Below are 25,292 nucleotides of genomic sequence, written 5' to 3'. Positions count from 1 at the left end.
GCCAGACAATTAAACATCTACTGTATGTGGTAGTTATTTAACTGATACATCAATTACTCAATAGTTATGAGCACACAAACGGGAAAAACGGCCCTGATTACGGGGGCTTCGAGCGGAATCGGTCAGGAGCTGGCCAAACTTTTTGCCGAAGACGGCTACAACCTGGTACTGGTCGCCCGGAGCGAGGACACCCTGGACCGGCTGTCCGACGTATTTAAAAGTAACTACGGCACCCAGCAGATCACGGTGATTGGCAAGGACCTCTCGAAAGAAGATGTTGCCCAGGAAGTGTACGACGAAGTGACGGGCAAGGGCATTACGGTCGATGTGCTGGTCAACGACGCGGGCATCAGTACCTACGGCAAATTCGCCACGGAAACCGACTGGGAAGCCGAGAAGTCACTCATTCACCTCAACGCCATCACGCTGACCCACCTGACCAAGCTGTTTGTAAAGGACATGGTGGAACGGAACGAAGGCAAAATCCTGAACTTGGCGTCGCTCGTTTCGCTGACGGCCATGCCGCTGCAGGCAGTCTATGCCGCTACAAAGGCCTACGTCTATAACTTCTCCCTGTCGCTGGCGAATGAGCTGAAAGGTACCAACGTGACCGTAACGGCCCTGCTGCCGAACGCAACCGACACGGACTTTTTCAATAAAGCAGGCGCAACCAATATTCGGGTTCTTGACGAGGTACAGGATCCGGTTATGGTGGCCAAAGACGGCTACAAGGCGCTGATGAAAGGGGAACTGAAGGTGGTGCCGGGGGGTATCAAAAACAAGGCGTATGAGTTGTCGTCGTATCTGGCTCCGGCCGAAATGCTGACCGGCATCATGCGCCATAAAAATGAGCCGAAAGATCCCGAAGCCGACCGTCGGGCCAATAACCTGGCGCTGGGCATCGGTATTGCCGCCGTTGCCATTGCGGGGGTCGTTCTGTTCGCCCGGTACGGCAACAGTAACCTGCTCGACACGAACCGGCTGAAAGCGAGGTTAAACGGCGCTTTCGATGGTGCCGACGACCTGGTGAGCGACGCTAAAACTACGGCCGGCGACACCTGGTCGACCATTGAGCAGGCGGCCAAACAGGCCTTCAGCAACGCCTTTGCCTGATATTAAACCATCCGGAAAGCCCGTTCGGGCTTTCCGGATTCCGGTAACCTGATTATCGTCTTCTCCGTCGCGGCCGATCGGCCTGCCCGGTACCCGTTTCCTGAGTAGCCCCCTTTTTCGGCGGCTGATACGTAAACTCCAGAATACAACCCCGATAACCGGCTTCCGGCCCCCCTTCGCCCGAAGGTCCCGACGTAACGGCCGAACTGTCGACGGCCAGATACAGCTTTCTGCCATCCGGCGATAGAGCAATATCGCGGTAGCGCACCCGGCCTTTGATATACGTCAGGGTATCGCCAACAACCGCGCGGCCGTCCTGACTTAACGGCAGCCGGATCAGCTTACCCGTTTTCAGCGTTGGAATCAACAGGGAGTTCTGCCAGCCGGGAATGGCCGATGCCGTATACACCGCAAGGCTGCTGGGGGCTTCAGCGGGCCAGTCGGGCTTCTTTGGCTCATTCGTCCGGATTTTAATGAATATATCGGTCAGCACTGTACTGGAAAGCGGGTGCAGGCTTTTCAATGGTCCCCGATACGTAGCCGCACCGATGGCGCGGGCATTGTCGGTTTCACTACCGATTGTGGGGTAGGTTGTGTTCCAGATGCCGGGCAGACTGTCGTATGCACTCACCCCCGCGGCCAGGCCGTTGTAATTGTTGTCGTCGTAGCCGATCACCAGGGGGTGGCCGTAATTTTTTCCTTTCTCGATCAGGTTGACCTCATCGTCGCCCATGGGGCCATGCTCCGATACATAGAGCCGCCCGGTTCCGCCCACCACACCATAGGCCAGCCCCTGCGCATTGCGGTGCCCGTAGCTCCAGACGGCGTTCTGGCGGGTCGTGTTGAACGGATTATCGTTGGGTATCCACTGATCGGCCGGGTTTGCATCCGCATCCGGCTCGGTATTGAACCGCAGTACTTTCCCCTCATAGACGCTGATCTGCTGGGCGTGGTTCGGTCGCCCGACGTTGTCAAACTGCCCCGCTCCCATGTCGCCTACGGTGTAAAATACGTAGGGTTTACCGTTAACCGGCGCCACCAGCAATCGACCGGAATTATGATCACTGCTTCCGGGGATGGTATCGCACAAACTCACGGCTTGTGTCAGCACCTGGGTAGAGGAATCGTAGGTATATCGTACGACACGGGTTTTGTACAGATAAGCCAGGTAAACGTAGGGTTTGCCGCTGAGCAGTTGCGGATGCAGAGCCAATCCCATCAGCCCACCCTGCGGCCAGGGTTTGCCACCGTCCTGCTCGTCGGGGATCACGTCATAACGCGGAAAATTCCGGGCTTTGGTGAGGTCCAGCATCAGCGTTTTTTTACCATCAGCGGGGTTAATCCGGCTCACCCGGTAGCCTTTAGCCTCCGTGACCCACAGGTACCCATCCGGCCCCCAGGTCACCTCCCAGGGATCACTCAGCTTATCGATTACGACCCGCACCGAGAAGGTTTCTCCGTTTGGCCCGGAACTAAACTGCGCTTGACTCCGGCCTACAAAAGCCAGCAGCAAAGCCATAACACCCGTAACTCTTACCACAATTCCAGATAACTGTTGCTCAGAATTAAATCCCGTCCGGTTGGCCGAATGTTGGTCGAAATCGCCAAAACTGAGACAATGGCCTGTCGGTCTGCTGCGGCCTCATCGGCTTCGCCCTTACCCAACCGAACTAACCAAGCTGGTGCTGTGGTCGTTGAACCAGGTACCCCGCTGAAGCCTGTCAGCAGCCGGTTTCAGTTTTCGACCGTAGCTACCGTTTCATTCAAGTGAACCTAAACCGGCCTGAATGGGTCTGTTCTACCCGTAAGATCCGGACCGTACGCTCATCTTTTCCAACCGGACTGTACCTGAGCCGATTAACGAAAGTTTATAACAGACTGGTTTAGAGACTGAACCGGTCGGCTTATTTCAACGCGCATGTTATGAAAACAAACTCACCGCCCCCCACAACCAGGCCGAAAAATCGGTCAGAAGCTGAAACCGATGCCGGTACTCTGGCCTTAACGACGCTGGAAGGTGGCCTGTTGACTTCGGACGACGAACCGGCTGGTACAGACCAGAACCCGGATGAAGTCAATCCGCAAACGACTTCCGACCTGACCGGTACCGACCGCGACCAGACCGGCGAAAACGAAACGATGGCGACGGAGTCGTGACTCCTCCGCCTTTAGATACCGTACTCACAGGCTGTTTCAGGCCGTAGCGAGTTGCGGCTTATGCACGCGGGCCGAGGCAGCGGCAAGTCAGTAGTCCGATGCTGCCGTACCGTTTTGCCCGGAACCATTCCCTTACAATGAGTCATTCGCAGGCTGCCTTCAGCATAGCAATCGGGTTAATTAGAATTGATATTCAAACAGGTAAACTTTCCTACCAACATGGCTACGATACTCGTCATATCCGATTATGTACAGGCGCTGAAAGCCGAGGTTGGCCAGCCGTTGAAGCAACTTTACCCCCACGCCGACATTCGCTTCTGCCTGTTTGATGACGTACTGCTGAACGAACTCGCCAACGGTTTACAGCCGATCCTGATTTTAATGGACATGGGGGCCGATAACCTGATGATCATGAATGAGCTGAGATCCTTTGCCTGCCTGGCCCGTACCCCCATGCTGATGCTACGGGCCGGGGCAACAAAACGGAAAGTGGAGGTTGAAAACGACGGATTGGGGTGGCTGTACCAGTCGTTGAACACGCCGTCAAAATACCAGTTGAATTGATAAAGGTTTCCAGTCAGCCGGCATCAACGTAGCCGACGGCCCTCGGCCAGCTCATTGCGTCGTGCTGCCGGGCAACGAATTACGTGGTATTCCTGGTTGTGGTACCGAAGAGGTATCAATGCCGATTGACGAAAGGGTATCAATTGCTTCCGTTGCCACTGAATCCATCGGCGTGCTGGATCTGACGGTTTCGGTCGATTGGTTCGATGAACAGGCCGTACTCAGCAGATATACCCACAAAGCAACCCTGATTCGTTTGGCAACGGCTTTCGTTCTGATCACGGCGGTCATAGCGTTTATCCTTCTCTCTCGTCCGGCTAGCGGGTTTGATACCGAACGACCCCACGTAACGAACAACTGGTCGTAGTTCCCACCCGGAACGAGCTTAGGAGATAACCACAATTTATCCCGCCAGGCGTTCGACAAGGTCCCTTCTTTGAGGATTTGGTCCCGTTTGTCAGGTAGCAGCTGTTCGCTTACTCCTCGTCACGACGCATCACAAGGGCCTCGGCATTTAAGCCCTGAGACGAAGGCTGACGCGTGGGTTCGTAGCGGTAATCATCCTTGAGTTTAATGAACAGTTTCTTGAGTATCCGGAGCCGCAGCCGTACCGGGAGTGTCCGCATGAGCCGGATTACCCAGCGGTTTACGCGCTTGGGAATAATCAGGCCTTCATTCTGTAACATGCCTTCAATGCCGATCTGGGCCACTTCGCTGGCCGTCAGTGTGATCAGCCGCGACCAGAAGCCAAAGTGCCCGGCGCGTCGCTGATGCCGCGGATGATTTGTCAGGACCGGTCCCGGGCACATCACACTAACGGCCACGCGGCCCTTCCACTCCTGCCGCAGAGCCAGCGAAAAGCTGTAAACGAAGTGCTTCGTGCCTGTGTACACGGCATAATACGGCACGGGCATTGTTCCGGCAATACTGCTCAGATTCAGTACGTACGAGGGTGCGTTTCGAAACAGCTCCGGCTGCAGCGCGTGGCACAGTACGCTGCTAAGCATGGTATTGACAGTAATTACGTTCTGCAACTGACTGGGAGGCATAGCCTCAAACCGGCCCGTATAGCCAAGCCCCGCATTGTTAATTAAAATGCGAACCGCCAGCTTTTTCTGACCAACCCAGTCCACAATCTTCTCCACGGCTCCGGCTTTGGTCAGGTCCAGGCCCAGCGAAAAGCACCGCACCGGGGCAGCCTCTTCAATGAGTCGAACAGTCGTTGCCAGTTGCGGATCGGGTAGCGCAACAATCGCAATGTCGTAGCCCTCACGTGCACAGGCCAGGGCAAACTCCCGTCCGATGCCGTCACTTCCTCCCGTTATCAACGCACAATAGCGATTCATACTAGGTAACGTATTAATCATATATGTAGTAACCTCATACCAGCCCAGAAGTTAACCGACGATCCGGCCCAAGCCACTCTGGCCGGTGGTTCCCGATCGTCGGCGGGCCTGTCAACAAATGGGCAAACCAATGAGTAAACCCGGACAAAAACCGGTAAATTAGACGTTTCATTCAGAGACGTAACGTACCGGAACACTATGAATACTGGGCAACAGACACCACAGCCGGACCACTACGATGCCATCGTTGTAGGCTCGGGAATCAGCGGAGGCTGGTCGGCCAAAGAGTTGTGCGAGAAGGGCCTCAAGGTTCTGCTGCTCGAACGGGGCCGCATGATTGAGCACGTAACCGACTACCACACCGCCACCAAAGCGCCCTGGGAGTTTCCGCACCGCAATGCCCGGATGCCCGACGAACTGCTCCAAAAGTACCCGGTCCAGAACCGCACCGGTTTTGCCATCACCGAAGCCACACACCATCACTTCGTCAACGACCTTGATAATCCATACGTAGAAGACAAGCCTTTCGATTGGATTCGCGGGTACCATGTTGGCGGGCGGTCGCTCATGTGGGGGCGGTATTCGTTCCGATTCTCCGACCTCGATTTTGAAGCCAACGCCCGGGAAGGCATTGCTACCGACTGGCCGATTCGCTACAAAGACATTGCCCCCTGGTACGATTACGTCGAAAAATTTGCCGGAATTGCCGGTAACCGCGACGGCCTGCCGCATCTCCCCGATGGGCAGTTTCAGCCGCCCCTACCCGACAACTGCCTGGAGCAGCATTTCCGGAAATCCGTTAACCAGCAGTTTACCGACCGGAACGTGATCTCGGCGCGGGCGGCCCACATCACCGCCCCGACCAAAGAGCAGACGGAACTGGGGCGGGCAAAGTGCCAGTTCCGGAATATGTGCATGCGCGGCTGCCCCTACGGTGCCTATTTCAGCACCCAGTCGGCTACGTTACCCGCGGCCCGGCGGACCAAAAACCTGACCGTTCGGCCGCACTCGATTGTCAACGCCATCATCTACGATGAAAAACTCGGCAAGGCTACGGGCGTCCGGGTGATCGATGAGCAGACCAACCAATGGCACGAATTCCGGGCCAAAATCATCTTCCTGAACGCATCGGCGCTCGGGTCAACGTTTATCCTGCTCAACTCCCGCTCGAACCGGTTTCCGAACGGCATGGACGACAGCGGGCAACTCGGCCACAATCTGATGGATCACCACTTCCACGTGGGAGCCAACGCCATATACGAGCGTGACCTCGACAAGGCTTACTACGGTCGGCACCCGGCCGGGTTGTACATTCCCCGCTTTCGCAACCTGGGTCAGGATCAGCAGCCGTTCAAACGGGGCTACGGTTTCGAGGTGTATACCGGTCGGCAGAACTGGGATCACGCTTACGGCCTCGAAGGGTTCGGAACCGATTTCAAAGAGAAAGCCACGCAATTCGGCAACTGGACCATCACCCTCGATGCGTTCGGCGAGTGTCTCCCCTACTACGACAACCGGGTGCAGCTGACCAGTGAGGTTACGGATAAATGGGGGCAGCCGGTGCTGAAAATGGACGTGCATTACCGGGAAAACGAGACCCTGATGCGCAAGGACGCCCGGGAACAGGCGGTGCTGATGCTGGAAAAAGCCGGCTTTTCGAACATTGAGGGATTCGACAGCCAGGCGCACCCGGGGCTAAGCATCCACGAAATGGGAACGGCGCGGATGGGCAATGACCCCAAAACGTCGGTGTTCAATAAATTTAATCAGCATCATGCCGTCCGGAACGTGTTCTGCACCGATGGAGCCTGCATGACCTCGTCGCCCTGCCAGAACCCCTCGCTGACCTACATGGCGCTGTCGGCAAGGGCCGCCGACTATGCCGTTCGGGAACTGAAGAAAGGGAATTTATAGCGGTTGGTTTCCGCTACTTTCCCTTCTTTTTTTTCTTGGTCTGCTCAAAGTCCGCGACCTCCTGCATCAGTGCCTTCAAATCAACGCGGGCGTCGTCGCTCAGCTCGCGGGTAGCCATATAATCATCTTTGGTAATGTCGATGCGGGCAACGGGCTGGTCGAGATACGCTTCGATGTCGGCCAGCAGGGGTTTTTCCTCGGTACTGCAAAACGAAACCGCCGTTCCTTTCTGCGTACCACGACCGGTCCGACCCACGCGGTGGACGTAATTCTCGGGTTGCTCGGGCAGGTCGTAGTTGACCACATAGTCTACGTTTGGTACGTCGATGCCGCGGGCACTGACGTCCGTAGCGATCAGCACTTTTACCTCGCCTTTCCGAAACTGATTCAGCACCTGAAGCCGGTCGGACTGCTGTTTATCACCGTGGATGGTCTGCGCCGACAGATTCATGCGGTGCAGGGCGCTGGCCACCCGCTCGGCCCGGACCTTTGTCCGTACGAACACCAGAATCTTGTTGTCGGGATGCTCTTTGACGATACGTTCCAGAAAGAACCGTTTGTCGTCCATCTCGACGAAAGCAACGGAGTGTTCGATGTTGCGGGCTACGCGGTTTTCGGGCGAGATTTGAATGCGAATAGGGTTATGTACCAGCGAATATGCCAGCTTTTTGATTGTTTCGTCGATGGTAGCGGAGAAAAACAGCGTCTGCCGCTTCCGGGGCAACCGCTTCACCAGATCCTGGATGTCTTTCAGAAAGCCCAGGTCCAGCATGTGGTCGGCTTCGTCCAGAATCAGCATCTCAACCCGGTCGAGGTTGAGGTGCCCCTGGCTGACCAGATCGAACATCCGGCCGGGCGTGGCTACCAGAATATCGATTCCCTTTTCGAGCCGCATGATCTGCGGGTCCTGCTCCACCCCGCCAAATATGCAGAAAGCTTTAGTACGGGTGAACTGCGCCAGGGACCGGAACACGTCCGTAATCTGAAGGGCCAGTTCGCGGGTCGGCACCATCACCAGACATTTAACCCCTTCCGACCGGCTGGAGGTTTTCTGGCGGTGGAGCATACTGATAACCGGAATGGCAAACGCGGCCGTTTTTCCCGTGCCGGTCTGGGCGATGGCCAGTACGTCTTCGCCTTTCAGGATCGACGGAATGGCTTTGTACTGGATGTCGGTCGGCCGTTTGAAGCCCATCGTTTCCAGATTACGCTTGATCTCGGGGGCGATATTGTATTCGTCAAATTTCATGATGTCGGTATTCGATACACGGTCGGCGGTTCAGCATCGGCGTTTCAACAAACAGCCGGTTTGAATCTGAACCGGAACGCTCATTTCTGTTTCATGCGCAAATATAAATCTTCCACTTTCTGCCGGGCCCAGGGGGTTTTGCGCAGAAACGTCAGACTGGACTTGATGCTGGGGTTATTCATGAAGCAATTGATCGGGATGTGGTAGCTCAGGCCGTCCCATCCGTAGCGATCCACCAGCTCGTTCAGAATCATTTCCAGCGTTTTACCGTGTAAGGGGTTATTCGGTTGTTCGGCACTCATGCAAAACCGTTTATTTCGAACAAAAGTATTTTCGTTACCTGGACAACTGTGATTTGCTATTATACATTGCAAACTCATTCTCACCAACCACCAAACAGACTGCCTGGTTTATGGAAGCAAACCAGTTCTTCAGATTCAGCACCCGCATCGAGCGGTTTACGTTTAAAGGGGGTATTCATTACATCGACGTACCCGACGAGGTGGCCCATCAGTTTACCACCAGCGGCTACAGCCGGGTGATCTGCACCCTTAACGACGCTGTTGAGTTTCACTGCGCTCTGATGCCCAAAGGTAACGGAATGTTTTTCATCAGCGTTGGCCCGCCGATCCGCCGGAAAGCCGGGCTGGTACTGGGGCAATCGGTGAACGCTGCGATTCGGCAGGACGACAGCCCCTATGGCCAGGCCATGCCGGAAGAACTGGCGGAATTGCTGGCCATTGACGATGAAGGAAACCGGCGGTTTCACGAGCTGACCCCGGGTCGTCAACGGGGCATTATGTACTACGTAGCGTCGGCCAAGGGCATACAGACGCGCATCGACCGGGCCATCCGGATGATTGATCGGTTAAAGCTGAAGCGGGGTTAGTTGGTTACTTCAACGCGGTATAGCCCCTCGCGCTGGCTGGTAATTGAACTACCGGGCAGGAAATGGTCATCCACTTTCACCGTTTCGGTCGACGTTACCGCTATGCCGAGGGCGCTGTAGTCATCCTGCGGCCCCGCTAAATACGACAGAGGAACCGCATACGTACCACTCCCCGACCGAACCGGCGTGTTGAGATAATCGGCTTCGTCGACACTCCCGGCTTCCTGTACGACGTTCCCCCATTTATCGGTCGTTTCCTTGATTTTGTAGATTTTCAGTTCGCTCCTGGACCCTTCACCCAGGCACCGCTTCCAGAGGCTGACGAAAAAATTCTGTTGCTCAACCCCATCCCACTGAATGGTGAGCGCCTGATTTCGGCGGAGTTTTGCCGGAATAACCAGTCGGTCCGAGGTCAGATCGGGCTGCGTCCGAATCCGTCCGAGCGTATGTTCCTGCCCATCGGTCATAACCACCGTGAAGACATAGTCCGTATTCCCTTTTACTTCAACCGACGAATCGCGTAGTTCATAGAAGGGAAAAGCGCCGTAGTAATTGACAGAGCCATTGTTCAGACGTAGCGCCTTGCCATTGACCTTTAGCTTAATGGCCGCGTTGGCAACGCTTTTTCCTTTCTGGTCCCGGACATAGGCTTCGATCGTCGATGATTTGCCGATGTCGTTCCCATCCCGGCGGGTGATCAGAAAATTGACCTGAAGAAGCGACGGGTCCGTAACCTCCTCGGTTGATAAGGGAGAATTACTGCAATGCATAAAGAGGAAGGCTACGCTCACGGAAGCAAGCCAACTGATAAGGCGTATGCCGACTGTCAATGACATGTTGATGATACCAGAATAGAACGCGGGCCCGGTGGGCTGAACCAGGACAATCAGCCCTCAAACGGATTGCACAAAAGTACCATCAGACCTGTTCGGCAAGTCAACTCTTTGAGCGAAAGGATAAAGTAATTTCTAAACGTGCAGGAATTGACCCGTTTACCCTGCTACAGCCGCTTCAGCAACGTATACGCAGCCCCGGCCACGAGGCCACCCACCAGATACCAGGTTACGGTCATGGTGGCCGTTGCCGTCGATCGGCGCGTTGGCTTTTCGCCCAGTCCCATCGGTCCGGGCAACACCACTGCGCCTAATCCGGCGGCTGCACCTAACCCGGCTCCGAGTAATAATGGAGACTTACCGTCGTTCAGACCGACCAGACTGTAATACAATGCGTTGGACGCAATATCCCCGATCATGGCCGGTACGTACAGATCGTTCTCGGGTGGCGCCTGTTTGCCGGCGGCCCGAAACCCTTTGGCAAGAGCCCGTTCACCCAGTTTGTCGGCGCGGGGTGCCTGGGGTAAAAACTGGCGTACGGTTTCGTGGAGAATCGTGAGGACGATGGCCCCGGTTAGTCCGCTGCCCAGCGCCTGCGCAGCGTTCGTAGTCGTTGTCATGATAACGTCGTTGAGTGAATGCCTGTTACCAGTATAAACAATAGGGGTAAGAAGTTGTTTTAGGCCGACGAACGACCCTGCCGGGAACGATCCGGTGCCGCCAAGCCGCCAAAATATGGATTCCTTGTCGCTCAACTCACCAACGCTGTGTTTCTTTGCACGTTGAGACCGTCTAACCCATGATCCGATTCCTTACGTTTTTCCTCTGCCTGTTTGCCGTGACTACCTCCGCTCAGACAATCCGCTATGAACGGTCTCAGGGAAAAGAGACCGCTACCTACGACGAAATCATCGCCTTCTACCAGCAGCTTGATCGCCAGTACGACGAAGCTAAACTGATTGAAGTGGGGCCCACCGACGCCGGCAAACCGCTGCACTTGTTTCTGCTTGATCCGGACCGGCGGTTTACCCCCACGGCTGGGAAGGTGACGCTGCTGATCAACAACGGCATTCACCCCGGCGAACCCGAAGGCATCGACGCAAGCATGCTGTGGGTGCGGGATATGCTGAGCCGCAAAACCCTGCCCCGGAACGTACTGCTGGCGATCGTGCCGGTGTACAACATCGGCGGTTGCCTGAACCGGGGAGTATCGCGGGTGAATCAGAACGGACCGCTGGCATACGGGTTCCGGGGCAACGCCCGCAACTACGACCTCAACCGCGATTTCATCAAGACCGATACGGAAGATGCCCGGACCTGGCAGACCATGTTCCAGACGTACAAGCCGCATGTGCTGATCGACAACCACACCAGCAACGGTGCCGACTACCAGCACATCATGACGTATTTTACCACGCTGAAGGACAAGCTGCACCCGGCCGTAGCGGGCTACATGGCCCAGACCCTCCAGCCCGAACTGGACAAGGCGCTGACGGCTAAGGGCTTCGAGCCGGTTCCGTACGTCAACAACTTCACCGATACCCCCGAAAGCGGGTTCCCGGCCTTCAACGATTCGCCCCGCTACTCATCGGGCTACGCGGCTTTGTTCAACTGCATCGGCTTTGTGGTTGAACTGCACATGTGGAAAGACTATCCAAGCCGGGTAAAGGGTACGCTCGTGTTTATGGACGAAGCGCTGCGCATCGTCGGCCGGGATGCCGCCACCCTGATTCGGAACAAGCAACGCGCTGATGAGGCCGTCAGTACACAGACCGAGTTTGCGCTAACCTACAAGCTGGATCGAACGAAACGCGACCTGATCAAATTCAACGGCTACGAAGCCCGCTACAAACCCAGCGACGTATCGGGCCTGAAACGACTGTATTATGACCGCACCGCGCCGTTTACCAAGCAGATTCCGTATCAGAACAGCTACGTACCCGACGTGCTGGTACGCAAACCGAACGCCTACGTGATTCCGCAGGGATGGACAGCCATCATCGACCGGCTGAAACGTAACGGCGCGCCCTTGCAGCCCTTACCGGCCGATTCGCTGATGACCGTGCAGGCGTATTATATCGAGGATTTAAAAACAGCACAGCGACCGTTTGAGGGACATTACGTGCACTCGAACGTAGCGATTCGCAAGGAGTCGGTACAGATTCAGTTCTACAAGGGCGACTATCTGGTAGCAACCGATCAGCCTACCAACCGCTACGTTGTTGAAACGCTCGAACCGCAGGGCATCGACTCGTTTTTCGCCTGGAATTTCTTCGACAGTATTCTGGGGCAGAAAGAGCATTTTTCGGCGTATATCTTTGAGGACACGGCCGCTGAACTGCTGAAAAACGACCCGGCCCTCCGTAAGAAACTGGAAGAGCGCCGGGCAGCCGACAAGACGTTTGCCAGCGACGCCGAGGCTCAGCTGGAGTTTGTGTACCGCCATTCGCCGTATTACGAGACGACGCATAACCGGTATCCGGTGTATCGGATTGAGTAATAAGATCAATAATGCGGCAAATACGTTCGCAAACAGCTTAGCACATTTAATGTAGCTTCTTTTGTCATACTGACGAAGGAAGTATCTCACACACGCTAAGATGCTTCCTTCGTCAGCATGACAAAAAAGGTCAAATTCTGCCTACACCAGTCAAAGCGATACGCAGGCTGTTAAAGTTTGTTAAGCCTGCTTTCGGTCTTTCCCAACCGCCTATCTTTCCTGAAAAGAAGGCGCTATGGTTCGGCTGCGGGTCGTCTGGGTTCTTTACAAACAGATTGGTGTGTACAGCGCTGCCACATCGCTGGTTTTGTGGCTGCTGGCCGGACTGCCAACCGTGTCGTCCGAAGCTTTCAATGAAGCACTGGTGTTTCTACTCTGGACCCGGACTCTGAGCCAGCTGCTGATCTGGTACCTGTTCCGCACCACCAACGGGAAAGGCTTTTTCTTTTACAATCATTTCGGCTGGTCGGAACGTCAGCTGGCTTTACTGAGCTACCTGATCGACCTTGTTTGTCTCGGCTTATGGATTTGTCTGATGAGCGTAGCCCTGTAGCAGCGCGGCTGGAAGCCGATAGCATCTGGCTGGAATATGGTCAGCACCGGGTTCTGCAAAATATCTACGTTCGGGTGGATGCTGGTCAGGTGGTGGGGCTGCTGGGGCGGAATGGCTACGGCAAGTCTTCGTTACTGGAAATTATTTACGGCACCCGCCCGGCCCAGAACCGCTCGGTTCGCATCAATGGCCGCTACGTTGACAAACTGTACCAGCGCCCCAACACAATCGCCTTTCTGCCGCAGAAATCATTCATTCCAGGTACGTTGCTGGTCAAAGATGTTTTTGCCCTGTACGGTTCTGCAGTGGCCCAGGCTACTGCGTTTTTTCCGGAACTGACCAGTACGTTTCCGCAGCGGTTCGACCGGTTATCCGGCGGGCAGCAGCGGCTGGTCGAAACCGTCCTGATCCTGACGAGTCCGGCCCACTTTGCGCTGCTTGATGAACCGTTCTCAAACGTAATGCCTCTGCATGTCGAAACGCTCAAAGGCCTGATCAATACGGTCAAGCAGCAGAAGGGCATCCTGCTGACCGATCATTACTACCGCGACGTACTGGACATAAGCGACACGGTGTATGTCCTGACCTCGGGCGGGCGTACGGTCCGGCTGACGGAGCCCGAACAGCAGTTAAAAGACGTAGGCTACCTGCGGTAAGCGACGGCATCCGGAAACGCCTGAACCCTTACACCGTGAAGCCAACCGTAACCACGCCACTACGGCCGTCGGACGGCCAGATGCCCGGCCCAGGGTAGAACGTCGGCCGTTTGGTGAAATACGGCCGGTTCAGCAGGTTATTCAGGCTGCCCCGAATGAGCACATGGCGATTTAGGCGACAGCTTACCGTAACGTCCCACAGACTGTAGGCCGGCACGGGTCCCCTGGCACCGTTCGCCGTCGGTACGCGTGTATTGAGGGCGTCAGAAACGGTCGGCCCAACGTAGCTGTACAAGGTTGTCAGCCGAACCCGCCCGTAACGCACGACCAGGCCGTTTCGGCTTGTCCAGACCGGTACGGATTCCACCCGGTTGCCGTTGATAACTGCGTTTTCTTTTCCATCCGACAGCGACGCGTTGACGTAGCGGGCGTCGATATAGGCCGTCGATGAAAACACCTGAACGCCCATCCGACGCGTACGGACCAGATCGGCCTCAACCAACGCTTCCACACCCTGGTTGCGGCTATCACCGATGTTCGTACGCAGCACCAGACTTTGTCCGGCCGGGTCGGTCGTGACGAGATTACCCATCCGGTTTCGGTACAGCAGGTCGAACAGCGTTACGTGTATTCGTAGCGCCTGCCAGTGGCCTTCGATGCCAAGTTCAGCATTGAAACCGGTGGCATCCTTCAGAGTTGGCGCAACCCGTTCGTACACCGAAGCCGGAATGATATCTTTGAAGAGAACCGGCCGATACGCCTGCGACCAGCCACCGTAGATACGTACCGCATCATTGAACCGGTACTGCGCATTGACGCCCGCCAGCACAAACCGGTGCGCGATGGTATTAGGAACGTCGGCCGGCGCGTAGTAGCGGATCGTACCGCTCATCCGGCTCGCTCCGTTCTCGGCCCGTATGCCCGCCGAAACCGTAAATCGGGACGTTAGCCGAAGCTGGTTTTCGGCAAACACAGCTACGTTCCGCGTTCGGAAATGCAGATCGCGTCCCCAGCCCGTCCCCTCCGCTAAAGTCAGGTCATAGTCGGTACCGGTGGAACCCAGTCCCAACTGTCGCCGGTGCAAATCGTTGTTGATGCCCTGAACCCCAATTGCCAGTGCAGCCTCCCGGTTCAGGAGAGCGTAGCGGTGCAGCAGCCGGAGTTCGGACGTATAACTGTTGAAGCGGTCGATGTCCACCTGACGCGGCTTGTACTGACCCGTTTGCGGGTCAATGGCATCCGCTACGGTCGCGAAGGCATCAAACTGAACACTGCTGCGCGTGCCCAGCAGGGCCGACGTGGTCCAGACAAGCTGCGTTCGGTCGGTTAGCTGCCAGTCGAGCCGCAACGACGGTACCCAGATGTCGGGACTGAAATAATTGCGGCTGCGCGTAGACTGGCGTGGGTTCTGCACAAACATCGAGTCGGTCAACGGACCCGGTATCTGGTAGCGGTAGGTGGACCGGCCCAGTTCGGCCCGCAGCCGCAGCCGATTGGAAGCCTGGTAGTGTAGACTGGCAAACTGTGCCTGGGCGTCGGAGCGGCTGTTCTGTCGGTACCCGTCCGAATGACGCCGGTAATCGTACACATAATACGTCCATTTGCCGATCCGCCCCCCCAGGGCGTTGTACGTGCTCCGTACCCCATACGACCCTACCGAAGTGATCGTCTCGACGCCAATCGCTCGGGTTGTGTCGGCGCCCTTGGTGACGTAGTTAATCATGCCACCAAACTGTGACCCGTACTGCAGCGAAGTCGTACCCCGAACCAGCTCGACCCGGTCGATGCTTTCCAACGGCGGGGAGTAGTGGCTGGCGGGATACCCGTAGAGGTCCGAGTTGGTGACGATGCCGTTCTGGCGGACGTTCAATTCCCAGGAGCGGTGAGGGTCCAGGCCCCGCGTGGCGATGTTGATCTGGTTGCCGGTGCCGTCCATATCGTAGACGAACACACCGGGGATGCGGGCAAAAATTTGCCGACCGGTTTTCTCAGCCACGTTTACGTCAAAACTGGCCAATCGAATCACCTCACTCCGCTTCCCGGCCATCAGGTAGGTACCGTAGACATCGGGTAATGATTCAACCGAACGGAAGCGCGGCTGCCGGATCGTCACTGGCTCCAGGAATTGGGTTCGGATTGTCGGCTGACTACGGGCGGTATCCGACTGAGCAAAGATTCTGGTCGGATTTGTGCTCACCAGGATAAGGAAGACAAAGTAGACTGGTATTCGTATCATGAGTGGTAAAGAGGACTATGCGGTTGATCCTGATGTGATGGTATACTGAAAGCGTTACCCGGCTTACCCATTGACTCATCCGGCCACTTCACTACGTACCGGATGAGTCAACCCGTGCGGCAAAGGGCTTACCTGATGGCGGTTACTTTAGGCTTCAGGTGGTTATCTACCGTCCACTGACCGATTTTACCGCCCATATCCAGACCCGCATCACAGGAGAACCGGAAGTGAATCCCTATCCGCACCCGAGAGTCAGCGTTCTCCTGGGCCGCCTGGCTGAAGCTTCTGAAGCTACGCGTTGGGGTAGCCGGGTCAGCCGTGGGAGAGTTCATCGAGAAGCCGGTTTTATCTCCCAGAACGTTTGCCAACACCGTGGCCGCAGCATTGCCAAGGGCACTGTGCGTCGACGGATAGTCCTGTACCGGTGGCGTCGGCAACAACGGTTCCCAGCTTGCATCGGCGCTCGTCATGTCATTACCGTCAGTTTCGGCTTTTTGAATAGCCGTCAATGGCCGCCAGAAATTGTAGTAAAACTTCGATTCCCAACCGGCCGTGTAGGCATCCGCCAGTGCCATGTTGACCAGAGCAAAGAGCCGTGCGGTAGCCAGCAGATCCAGTTTGCGACCGGATAAGGCCGCGCGGGCAACCCGGTTCCAGCCAGCCTCCGAAAACTCGTACCAGAACTTGCCGTAAGCCGTCTGATCGGCCGTGCGCGTTTTGCTGTCTTTCATACCAACGGTTTTCACCTCCTCAAAATCCCTGGCGTATTCCTGGCTGATCAGCGCCGGTTGCGGTCCCACGCGGAACTGGTTGGGCGCGGTCAGTCCAAACGGCTGCATCTGTTTCCAGAACGGGGCAAAGATGAAGTTGAATGGAGTTACAACCTGGTACTCGCCCGGCTGAGCCGTGGGGTCAATTACGGCGATTGGATCCTGCAGGGCTCCGTCGTTCTGGCGTTTGGCCAAAATAGCACCGGCGGCTTCTTTACCCAGCGCAATACCCCGGTTGAGCCGGTCGCCGGTTGGCACCTTGGCCAGCGACTGCGTCAAAGCCGAATCCAGCATAGCTTTTTTGTCCGGGAAAGAAGCCGTCAGCACCGCATGGGCGGCCGACGCGGCTGCTGCGATCGGTTCGGCGTCACGCTCCTCGCGGAAGAACGCATACGTCTGGTAAGCCGGAGCGATGCTGTTCAGGGCGTCGTGCATGGCCAGGTGAACCATTGCATTGATCCGCGATGCCAGCAAACTGTGCTGATACGCCGGTCCGCCCATTGCCTGGTAAGCCATCTGATTCCAATCCAGAATGACCTGATTTGAGTAGTTGGCCAGCAGCGGTTTTTTCCCATCAGCCGAGGGATCTACGCCATTTGAAAACTTACAGGCCAACAGCAGCAGAACGCTGAAGAGGATAGTGAACATGTTTAACTTTTTCATTGTGATCAACTAGTGTTTGGTTTACGGGACAAAGTTGCAGCCCCTTGTCCGGGTGCCGGATATGCGAAACGGATTAGCACCTATGCGAAAGGTATTTCCTGATACGGGCCGGATAGCCTGAAAAACAAACCGCCCCACCGGACGTCCGGTGGGGCGGTTTGCAACTGGTGCGGGGCGTTCTGTTATGACACGACTGCCTGTTCTTTGAGCTGAGCGGGTGAGTAGCCAAACCGACGCTTGAAAGCCGTACTGAAGTTGGTGTAATGGTTGTAGCCCAGTTGATCAGCTACGGTCCAGACCTCCTGCTTCTCATCGAGCAGCAACCGGCGGGCGTAGGCCATTTTCTGGTCGTCGATGTAGCGCATCACCGACGTATCGAACAGTTTCCTGAACCCGTACTTGAGCTTGAAGGTGTTCAGGCCAAAGAGTTTGACTATCTTCTCCAGCGACAGCTCATCGAGATAGTGCTGGTCGAGGTACGTCTTCACCGCCTGCAACGTATCGATATCCCGACGACTCAGTTTCGTATCGGTTACTACGGCCATCGCTTGCCGATCCTGCCGAAAAACAATCAACTGCTCAACGAGCATCAGCCGGATAAGCGCGTCTTTGTACGTCTGTCCGAATTTGCCTTTGTACGGGCAATTGAGCAGTTGATGCACCGTCGACTGCATGTTCAGGCTTATTGGGCGGCTTTCCCTGACGGTCGAAAACGGCTGATCGCTATCTCCCAGTAAGCGCAGCCAATCGTCGTCTGACATACCTTCTTCGAGCAGTTGCGCGGCCACTTCGTCCGGCTTGAACTGGATCGACAGGCCGTGGAATGATTTATGTTCACCAACGATAAAATCGGACTGAAATACCGGCAAATAACAGAGGCAATGATGGCGCTCGGGCACCTTATACTGATGGTTCAGATTGAACGTACATTTGCCTCCAAGCTGGAAATACATGATCATCGCCGACTCAGGTCGCCGGGCGGGAACAATCAGACGACCGTTTTCGGTAGTGATTTGGTTATGAAACAGTTTGGCTCCGCTTAGTTCTTCGACGCCAACCCTGATGCGAGCCAGGTCCGGCTGTTCGATATGAACCGATGTTGCCTTGGCCAGGCGGTAAACTTCCCCGAGGGTGTGTTCAATCTCTTCCGTGGTTACCATGTGTCAGGCAGGAAATAACCGGTACACTACGCAACCAGTCGACCTTCGCCGGCCCGGTTGCTCCTCAAAGATAAATCGGGCAGACGCTTCCTTCTTAAAAGGGCTTATTAACCGGTCTATGTATCAGCGGCTTATCAATCGAACGGTAACCGCTCAGGGGCTGAATCCCTACAGCCAGTTCTTGCGTTTGAAGATGTACCACGTCCCGACCGACGACAGGATCATGGCGGCAATGGCCGTGGGGTAGCCCAGCGACCAGTGCAGTTCGGGCATGGCATCGAAGTTCATCCCCCACATACTCGCCAGGAGCGTTGGCGGCAGGAAAATCAGCGACACAACCGTGAAGATTTTAACGACCCGGTTCTGCTCCAGGTCGATCAGACCGAGGTAGGTATTCTGCAGAAATTCCAGCCGCTCGAAGATGAAGTTAGTGTGGTCGATGAGCGAGTTAATGTCTTTGATGAGCGCCCGCAAGCGAAGCTGTTCGTCGTCGGTGAACCAGCCGTCGGACCGGATCATGGACGAGATCACCCGCTGCTTGTCCACCACGTTCTCGCGGATGGTCATGGTCAGCTCCTGATATTCGTTGATTTGCAGCAGCATGTCGCGGTCCAGATTCGAATCCAGATCCAGTTGGCGATTAATCGCTTTGACCTCTCTGGATACAGCTTCGACCAGGTCGGCATCGGCGTCGATCCGGGATTCGAAAATGGTGATCATAATCTGTCCGCCGTCTTTAAACGTCGCCCGCTTCGATTTGATCCTCCGCACCGTATCGGCAAACGACTTCAGGTCAGCATTGCGGTAGGTAAACAGCGTATCGTCTTTCAGAATGAAGCTCACCGGTACGTTGATATAGCCTTCGTCCTGGTGCGGAATCATGAAGTTGGAGTTGGCAATCAGGAAATCGTCCTCCTCGATGTACCGCGAACTGCTTTCAATCTCGGCCTGCTCCTGCTGGCTCAGAAAATCAACGTCAAACTTTTCTTCAACGCTCTTGATCTCACCTGATGTCGGGTTTTGCAGATCCACCCACAGCGTTCGCTCTGTGTTCGAGAACGAATCGATGTCACGGATTTTTCGAACGGCGGTTTCGTCTTGCTGAAAGATGCGAATCATGGTTGAGCAACCCGATTTTACGATAGGTAATAGATGTACGGATGAAGCCGTATCTCCGGCCGCAAAGTTCAAAAAAAAACGGGCCGATCAAAAATCGGCCCGCTCACGTACCCTAGGTTCAGTCCTTAATTTTTCACATATACGTTGTCGGCTCAAACCGGGGCGGCTACTTCCCCTGCATTGGCTGATTATACTTTTCGCGGTATATGTTGTACAGCCGCTTGTGCTTATCGTCCAGATTGACGTGACGGCCCTGGATGAACGCGTGTTCGATTACGTTGGTCCGCATGTCGAGCGCGTCGCCTTTTGAGACAAACAGAGTGGCGTGTTTGCCTTTTTCAAGCGTACCGACCTGCTTGTCAACCCCGAGAATTTTGGCGGTGTTGGATGTGATCATCTTCAAAGCCTCCTCGCGATCGCCGACACCAAACCCGACGGCCGTACCTGCCAGGAACGCCAGGTTACGGGTCCGCCACCACTCGTCGGCGTAGCTCAGCGCTACCAGAATACCCGCCTTCTGCAAAATGCCCGGCATCCGGTACGGCAGGTCCACGTCTTCGTCCTGCCGGTTGGGCAGGCGGTGCAGCGCGCTCAGAATCACGGGTACGTTGTTTTCCTTCAAAAAGTCAACGGCCCGGTGGGCTTCTTCGCCACCCACGATCACCACCTTCGGGATACCAAACGACTTGGCAAACTTCACTGATTCGATAATATCCTTCCCGAAATCGGCCCGGATGTACAGGTTGGCGGCTCCGGTAAACAGCCCCCGCATGGCCTCCAGCTTCAGGTTCATCGGCTCGGGGTTCTTGATAGCCGCGTAGGCCTTCGCATCAGCAAACGTGGCCTGTAGCGCGTCGATGGCCTTGCTCCGGTTGTCGTTCTTTCGCAGCGACACCGAGAAGTCTTCCATGTTGAAACTACGCGCGAAATAGCCCGGCCAGTTCAGCCACATACCGTCGTCTTTTTTCAGTACGGCATCCTCCCAGTTCCAGCCGTCGGTATGCATGATCGACGAACACCCCGATACAGTACCGCCTAATGGCATAGCCTGCGTCAGCAGAATACCGTTGTTGCGAATGGTCGGAATGACTTCGGAGTCGGTGTTGTAGGCAATCAGGGCCCGGACGTTGGGGTTCAGGACGCCGATCTCCCGCGAATCGACCGTTGAACGCACGGCCGAAACCTCCTGCAGGCCCACCAGCGACGCGGGCGAAATCAAACCGGGATACACGTGCTTACCGGCGACGCTGATGACCTCGGCCCCGGCGGTCGGCGTATCGCCGTTGCCCACCGCCGTGATTACGCCCTTATCAAAAACAATAGTTCCGTTCTGAATCACCTGCCCATTGCCGACGTGAATCGTCGCGCCGGTCAGGGCAACAGCCCGCTCCTGGGGCTTGGCCGGAGCCGGATTCTGGGCGTTCGCCAGCGTGATGGCCGCGAAAGCGAGTATGGTTAAAAATGTCTGTTTCATGTCAGTATGTGTTTAAACGCAGAGGCAGCAGCGATTCCGCAGCGGTTGCCGTTGCCCGGTCGTCTACTTCTGGGTTTCAGCCTGTTCCTGTTCTTCACCCTCCGCCATTACGCCTTCAACGTCCTCGCAGTGCCACATCCGCTGCCGCCGGAAATTCGGGCGCTGGGTCTGCGCTCCACCCGACTTCGCCGTCAGCATTTTCTGGATCAGTCGGGCGCGTTCTTTCTGCAGTTCCTCGTGTTTACGGTCTTCGGCCTGGAGGTCGAAGTAAACGGCGCCGTCGATGATGGTCTTTTCCGGCCGGGCGTAGATGGCGAGCGGATTGGCATTCCACAGCACCAGATCAGCATCCTTACCCGCCCGGATGCTGCCGAGCCGGTTGTCGAGGTGGAGGAGTTTGGCCGGGTTCAGCGTCACCATTTTCCAGGCATCTTCTTCGGAAATCCCCCCATATTCGACCGCTTTGGCGGCTTCCTGATTCAGTCGGCGGGCCATTTCAGCATCGTCGGAGTTGATCGATACGGTAATGCCCTGGCGGTGCATCAGAGCCGCATTATACGGAATGGCGTCTTTTACCTCCATTTTGTAGGCCCACCAGTCGGCGAAGGATGATCCGCCCGCCCCGTGTTTCGCCATCTTGTCGGCCACTTTGTAGCCTTCCAGAATGTGCGTGAACGTATTGACTTTGAAGCCCAGCGAATCGGCAACGTGCAGGAGCATGTTGATCTCCGACTGTACGTAGGAGTGGCACGTAATGAAGCGTTTGGCGTTCAGGATTTCGGCCAGCGCATCCAGCTCAATGTCCCGGCGCGGGGGTGTCGCTTTCGCTTTGTCCTTAGCCGGCAGTTTGTTGTAAGCCGCCCAGGCTTTGTCGTATTCGCGGGCGCGGGTGAAGTGGTCCATGTAAATCTGCTCCACGCCCATCCGCGACTGCGGGAAGCGGCTCAGTACGTTCGGGTTCGGGTAGTTCGCCTGCTTGACGTTTTCGCCGAGGGCAAATTTGATAAAGCCATCCGCCCCTTTGATCAGCAGCCCTTCCGGCGATTCGCCCCACTTGAGTTTCACGAGCGCCGACTGGCCACCGATGGCGTTGGCCGAACCATGCAGCAGCTGCGACGACGTAACGCCCCCGGCCAGCTGCCGATAGATGTTGACATCTTCCGAATCGATTACGTCGGCCATGCGAACCTCCGCCGAGCTGGACTGACCACCTTCATTGATCGAGAACAGGGCAATGTGCGAATGCTCGTCGATGATCCCGTTGGTCAGGTGTTTGCCCGTCCCGTCGATTACGTTCGCTCCGGCGGGCGCGGTCAGGTTCTTGCCTACCTGCGCAATCTTACCATCGCGCACCAGCACGTCGGCTCCCTGCATCACGCCGTCTTTTTCGTTCGTCCAGACCGTCGCGTTTTTAATCAGCATCGTCTGGGTCTTTGGCTTCTGCGGATTCCCCATACCGACAAACGGATACAGTACGGTTGCACTGGCGGTCGTTGCCACGGGCGACGTAGCCGTCGACGACGCAGCCGCGGTAGCGGTTGCTGAGGTTGGCGCGTCGGCGGTACGGTCCGCCGACCACGTGATGCGTTTGCCATCGGGCGATTCGCCATCCCCCCGAAGGTTTGTCGGCGAGGTGCGGTAGCCGGTCAGGCGCGTCGTGCCGGATCGCTTGTCCAGCGGCACCTGCATGGTAATCAGATCGTTACTGATTGATACCTTCGGCGTAATCTTGGTCGTATCGGCCATGATCTGATAATCCAGCTTATCGGCCGATTTGCCCGTAATGTTCAGTTTCAGATTCGACCGGTCGCCAACGGTCAGTTGCCAGGTTCCGCGGAGGTCGGCCGCGTCCTTGTTGCCGATGACGTACTGTTTGCCGCGAATCCAGTTTTCGTAGATGACCACGTCGGGGCTGAACAGGCTGCCCGAGGTGATGATGAAGTTCGCGACCCGGCCTTTCTGCAGGGTCCCCAGCATATCGTCGGCCTTGACCAGCCGGGCGGGGGCCACCGTCAGGGCTTCGAGGGCTTTTTCTTCGGACAAACCGTTCTCGATGGCCTTCCGGACGTTTGCCCAGAACTCTTTCTTATCCCGCAGACCAGCGGTAGTCAGCGCGAAGGGGATGTTCGCCCCCGCCACCCGGGCGGCATTCATCGGGGCCATTTCCCAGTGCTTCAGCTCGGCGAGCGATACGTTGTCGGCATCCCAGGGGTCTTCCACGTCGAAGGCCTGGGGGAAATTGACCGGCACGATCAGCGCAGCCCCGGTCGCCTTGATCTCATCGATGCGCTGGTACTCATCGCCACCGCCCCGAATTACGTACTGCGTCCCAAATTCATCGCCGAGTTTATCGGCCCGCAGCACCCCCAGCTTGTCACCGGCGTCGAAGAACGTCGGCAGGCCCGCCAGCCGACTGAACGCATCCAGCGACAGGTTGGCCTGCTCCCGGTTTCCCCCACGCTTGTACCAGTCGGCATCGTAGAGTGCCTGCCGGAGCAGCGCAATGGAGCCCATCATCGAGTTGGGGTACGTTTGCCCCGAACTGCCTTTGCTGAACGAGTAGTGAGCCGTTACGTTCGGTTTCAGCACAAGCGTATTTTCGCGGTCGTCGGCCAGGGTTACCAGCGCCCCCGAACCCCGGGCAATGCCGTCGTGGTTATGCGTCAGCACAACCCCAAAACCGATTTTACGAAGTTCGTCGGCTTTGGCACTGTTGGCTTTGAACAGCAGACTGGCGTCATTCTCGGGCTGTATGGCCTGATTCCAGTAATAGGCACCTTTCTTGTTGGATTCATACTGCGGAGGAGCGCCGAAGTTGCGGGGCTCGCGCCGTACCTCCGGCATACCGTAGTCTGAGTCCAGATCAATCAGAGCGGGATAAATTGACTTGCCTTTCAGATCGGTCACGACCGTACCGGCGGGCAGATTCACGTTGGATCCGACGGCATCGACCCGACCATCGCGGATCAGCAGCGTTGCATTACGGAGGGTAGTCTGGGGATCAACGATGATGGTGGCGTTGGTAAAGGCGTACAGACCTGGCCGCTCGTCGAACACCCCGTTGCGGGGAAACGTTGTCTGCGCCCAGCCTGTATAAGACAGACCAGCCGCCAGAAGCAACGTAAGGAAACGTTTCTTCATAGATATAGGTAAGAAGATAAATTGGGGCGAAACTGTCAAAAATAAGAAGAAAGAGGCAGGAATTACCGCAATCGCAATATAAGATTTTGCAAATGCCGGCCAGCCAAGATTCGCCGAATACAGAGGTATGCATATTCCATGCCCTGACCAGCCACCAAAACGGTCAGGGCATGGGTGGCTGTCAATTGTTTAGCCGCGTGAACCCGCCATCGATGGGGTAGTCGCAGCCGGTGATAAAGCCGGCTTCGTCGGAGCAGAGGTAGAGGGCCAGGGCGCCAATCTCCGCCGGTTTGGCCATGCGGCCGATGGGCTGCGTTTTCGACAGTTTGTCAAACATTTCAGCCTCCTGGCCGGGGTAATTTTTGGCAATAAAGCCGTCGACAAAGGGGGTGTGCACCCGCGCCGGCGAGATGCAGTTGCAGCGGATGTTGTGCCGGAGGTAATCTTTAGCGACCTGCAGCGTCATCGTCAGCACGGCCCCTTTGCTCATGGAATAGGCAAAGCGGTCGGGAAGCCCGATGGTGGCCGCCACTGATGCCATGTTGAGCACCACCCCGCCCCCGTTGGCTTTAAACTGCGGAATGACCGCGTACAGGCAGTTGTAAACTCCCTTGACGTTGACCCGGAAGATTCGCTCAAAATCGGCTTCGCTGGTCGTTTCGACCGTACCGACGTGCGCAATACCGGCGTTGTTGACCAGAATATGAATGGGCCCCTTGGCCACAATCCGGTCTACGGTTTCGAGCACCTGGGCCTGATTCGATACGTCGACCGCGTGAGCCTGGGCCTTCCCCCCTTCGGCCACGATCTGTTCGGCCACCTGCTGCGCCTGATCGGCGTTGACTTCAAGAATATGAACCGTTGCCCCGGCCTGCGCAAAGGTTTGCGTAATCGCCAGCCCAATACCACTGGCTCCACCGGTAATGAGGGCCGTTTTGTTGTGTAGTGAGAACAT

The 25,292-nt window shown here is 56.3% G+C and carries 22 protein-coding genes; 9 read left to right on the top strand and 13 right to left on the bottom strand.

The window, feature by feature from the left end:
• The first annotated feature begins 66 nt into the window (after positions 1 to 66).
• Positions 67 to 1,113, top strand: coding sequence for an SDR family NAD(P)-dependent oxidoreductase (locus tag DYU11_RS19325; protein ID WP_119669342.1), 1,047 nt, complete (start codon positions 67 to 69; stop codon positions 1,111 to 1,113).
• A gap of 52 nt (positions 1,114 to 1,165) precedes the next feature.
• Here the strand turns inward: DYU11_RS19325 and DYU11_RS19320 are convergent, their stop codons facing one another.
• Positions 1,166 to 2,632, bottom strand: a complete 1,467-nt coding sequence (locus tag DYU11_RS19320) for a PQQ-dependent sugar dehydrogenase (protein ID WP_119669341.1) — start codon at positions 2,630 to 2,632, stop codon at positions 1,166 to 1,168.
• 404 nt (positions 2,633 to 3,036) lie between these two features.
• On the opposite strand from DYU11_RS19320, the gene DYU11_RS19310 reads away from it, so the two are divergent.
• From DYU11_RS19310 to DYU11_RS19300, 3 genes are all read left to right on the top strand, one after another.
• The gene (locus DYU11_RS19310; RefSeq protein WP_119669339.1) at positions 3,037 to 3,270 is read left to right on the top strand and encodes a hypothetical protein; all 234 of its coding nucleotides are present in this window, start codon (positions 3,037 to 3,039) and stop codon (positions 3,268 to 3,270) included.
• A 219-nt stretch (positions 3,271 to 3,489) separates the two neighbouring features.
• Complete coding sequence (locus DYU11_RS19305; RefSeq protein ID WP_119669338.1) at positions 3,490 to 3,834, top strand: hypothetical protein; 345 nt, start codon at positions 3,490 to 3,492, stop codon at positions 3,832 to 3,834.
• Between the two features lie 118 nt (positions 3,835 to 3,952).
• A complete protein-coding gene (locus DYU11_RS19300) occupies positions 3,953 to 4,201 on the top strand; it encodes a hypothetical protein (protein ID WP_147367973.1) in 249 nt (82 codons plus the stop codon).
• A 109-nt stretch (positions 4,202 to 4,310) separates the two neighbouring features.
• Here the strand turns inward: DYU11_RS19300 and DYU11_RS19295 are convergent, their stop codons facing one another.
• Positions 4,311 to 5,180: an SDR family NAD(P)-dependent oxidoreductase gene (locus DYU11_RS19295; protein ID WP_158600316.1), complete on the bottom strand. Its 870-nt coding sequence runs from the start codon at positions 5,178 to 5,180 to the stop codon at positions 4,311 to 4,313.
• Between the two features lie 198 nt (positions 5,181 to 5,378).
• Here DYU11_RS19295 and DYU11_RS19290 point away from each other — a divergent pair, with 198 nt between their 5' ends.
• Positions 5,379 to 7,094, top strand: a complete 1,716-nt coding sequence (locus tag DYU11_RS19290; RefSeq protein WP_119669335.1) for a GMC oxidoreductase — start codon at positions 5,379 to 5,381, stop codon at positions 7,092 to 7,094.
• A gap of 13 nt (positions 7,095 to 7,107) precedes the next feature.
• Here DYU11_RS19290 and DYU11_RS19285 read toward each other — a convergent pair whose 3' ends face one another.
• Complete coding sequence (locus DYU11_RS19285) at positions 7,108 to 8,343, bottom strand: DEAD/DEAH box helicase (protein WP_119669334.1); 1,236 nt, start codon at positions 8,341 to 8,343, stop codon at positions 7,108 to 7,110.
• Between the two features lie 80 nt (positions 8,344 to 8,423).
• Entirely contained in the window at positions 8,424 to 8,645 is a 222-nt protein-coding gene (locus DYU11_RS19280; protein WP_119669333.1) for a VF530 family protein, read from the bottom strand.
• Between the two features lie 110 nt (positions 8,646 to 8,755).
• On the opposite strand from DYU11_RS19280, the gene DYU11_RS19275 reads away from it, so the two are divergent.
• A complete protein-coding gene (locus DYU11_RS19275; RefSeq protein ID WP_119669332.1) occupies positions 8,756 to 9,232 on the top strand; it encodes a YdeI/OmpD-associated family protein in 477 nt (158 codons plus the stop codon).
• On the opposite strand, the gene DYU11_RS19270 is transcribed toward DYU11_RS19275, so the two are convergent.
• Positions 9,229 to 10,002: a hypothetical protein gene (locus DYU11_RS19270; protein WP_119669331.1), complete on the bottom strand. Its 774-nt coding sequence runs from the start codon at positions 10,000 to 10,002 to the stop codon at positions 9,229 to 9,231. The genes DYU11_RS19275 and DYU11_RS19270 overlap by 4 nt on opposite strands.
• Positions 10,003 to 10,232: 230 nt before the next feature.
• Entirely contained in the window at positions 10,233 to 10,685 is a 453-nt protein-coding gene (locus DYU11_RS19265; protein ID WP_119669330.1) for a hypothetical protein, read from the bottom strand.
• A 179-nt stretch (positions 10,686 to 10,864) separates the two neighbouring features.
• Here DYU11_RS19265 and DYU11_RS19260 point away from each other — a divergent pair, with 179 nt between their 5' ends.
• From DYU11_RS19260 to DYU11_RS19250, 3 genes are all read left to right on the top strand, one after another.
• Complete coding sequence (locus DYU11_RS19260; protein ID WP_119669329.1) at positions 10,865 to 12,565, top strand: M14 family metallopeptidase; 1,701 nt, start codon at positions 10,865 to 10,867, stop codon at positions 12,563 to 12,565.
• A 235-nt stretch (positions 12,566 to 12,800) separates the two neighbouring features.
• Positions 12,801 to 13,118, top strand: a complete 318-nt coding sequence (locus DYU11_RS19255; RefSeq protein WP_119669328.1) for a hypothetical protein — start codon at positions 12,801 to 12,803, stop codon at positions 13,116 to 13,118.
• Positions 13,088 to 13,774: an ATP-binding cassette domain-containing protein gene (locus tag DYU11_RS19250; protein WP_119669327.1), complete on the top strand. Its 687-nt coding sequence runs from the start codon at positions 13,088 to 13,090 to the stop codon at positions 13,772 to 13,774. Before DYU11_RS19255 ends, DYU11_RS19250 begins: the two co-directional genes overlap by 31 nt.
• A 28-nt stretch (positions 13,775 to 13,802) precedes the next feature.
• Here the strand turns inward: DYU11_RS19250 and DYU11_RS19245 are convergent, their stop codons facing one another.
• The 7 genes from DYU11_RS19245 to DYU11_RS19215 form a co-directional block, all read right to left on the bottom strand.
• The gene (locus DYU11_RS19245) at positions 13,803 to 16,010 is read right to left on the bottom strand and encodes a TonB-dependent receptor family protein (RefSeq protein WP_119669326.1); all 2,208 of its coding nucleotides are present in this window, start codon (positions 16,008 to 16,010) and stop codon (positions 13,803 to 13,805) included.
• Between the two features lie 128 nt (positions 16,011 to 16,138).
• On the bottom strand, positions 16,139 to 17,443 hold the full coding sequence (locus DYU11_RS19240) for a vanadium-dependent haloperoxidase (RefSeq protein WP_199736743.1): 1,305 nt from the start codon (positions 17,441 to 17,443) through the stop codon (positions 16,139 to 16,141).
• A 182-nt stretch (positions 17,444 to 17,625) separates the two neighbouring features.
• On the bottom strand, positions 17,626 to 18,603 hold the full coding sequence (locus DYU11_RS19235) for a helix-turn-helix transcriptional regulator (protein ID WP_119669325.1): 978 nt from the start codon (positions 18,601 to 18,603) through the stop codon (positions 17,626 to 17,628).
• 168 nt (positions 18,604 to 18,771) lie between these two features.
• Complete coding sequence (corA, locus tag DYU11_RS19230) at positions 18,772 to 19,722, bottom strand: magnesium/cobalt transporter CorA (RefSeq protein WP_119669324.1); 951 nt, start codon at positions 19,720 to 19,722, stop codon at positions 18,772 to 18,774.
• A 166-nt stretch (positions 19,723 to 19,888) separates the two neighbouring features.
• Complete coding sequence (locus DYU11_RS19225; protein WP_119669323.1) at positions 19,889 to 21,196, bottom strand: amidohydrolase family protein; 1,308 nt, start codon at positions 21,194 to 21,196, stop codon at positions 19,889 to 19,891.
• 63 nt (positions 21,197 to 21,259) lie between these two features.
• Positions 21,260 to 24,337 carry an amidohydrolase family protein gene (locus DYU11_RS19220; protein WP_119669322.1) on the bottom strand — a complete coding sequence of 1,026 codons (3,078 nt, stop codon included), beginning with the start codon at positions 24,335 to 24,337 and terminating at the stop codon, positions 21,260 to 21,262.
• Between the two features lie 181 nt (positions 24,338 to 24,518).
• Positions 24,519 to 25,292, bottom strand: coding sequence for an SDR family NAD(P)-dependent oxidoreductase (locus tag DYU11_RS19215; RefSeq protein WP_119669321.1), 774 nt, complete (start codon positions 25,290 to 25,292; stop codon positions 24,519 to 24,521).

The sequence above is a fragment of the Fibrisoma montanum genome (assembly GCF_003583365.1).
GTDB classification, from domain to species: domain Bacteria; phylum Bacteroidota; class Bacteroidia; order Cytophagales; family Spirosomataceae; genus Fibrisoma; species Fibrisoma montanum.
Note: the sequence above shows the minus strand (reverse complement) of the source record. Positions and strands in the feature narration are given on the sequence as shown.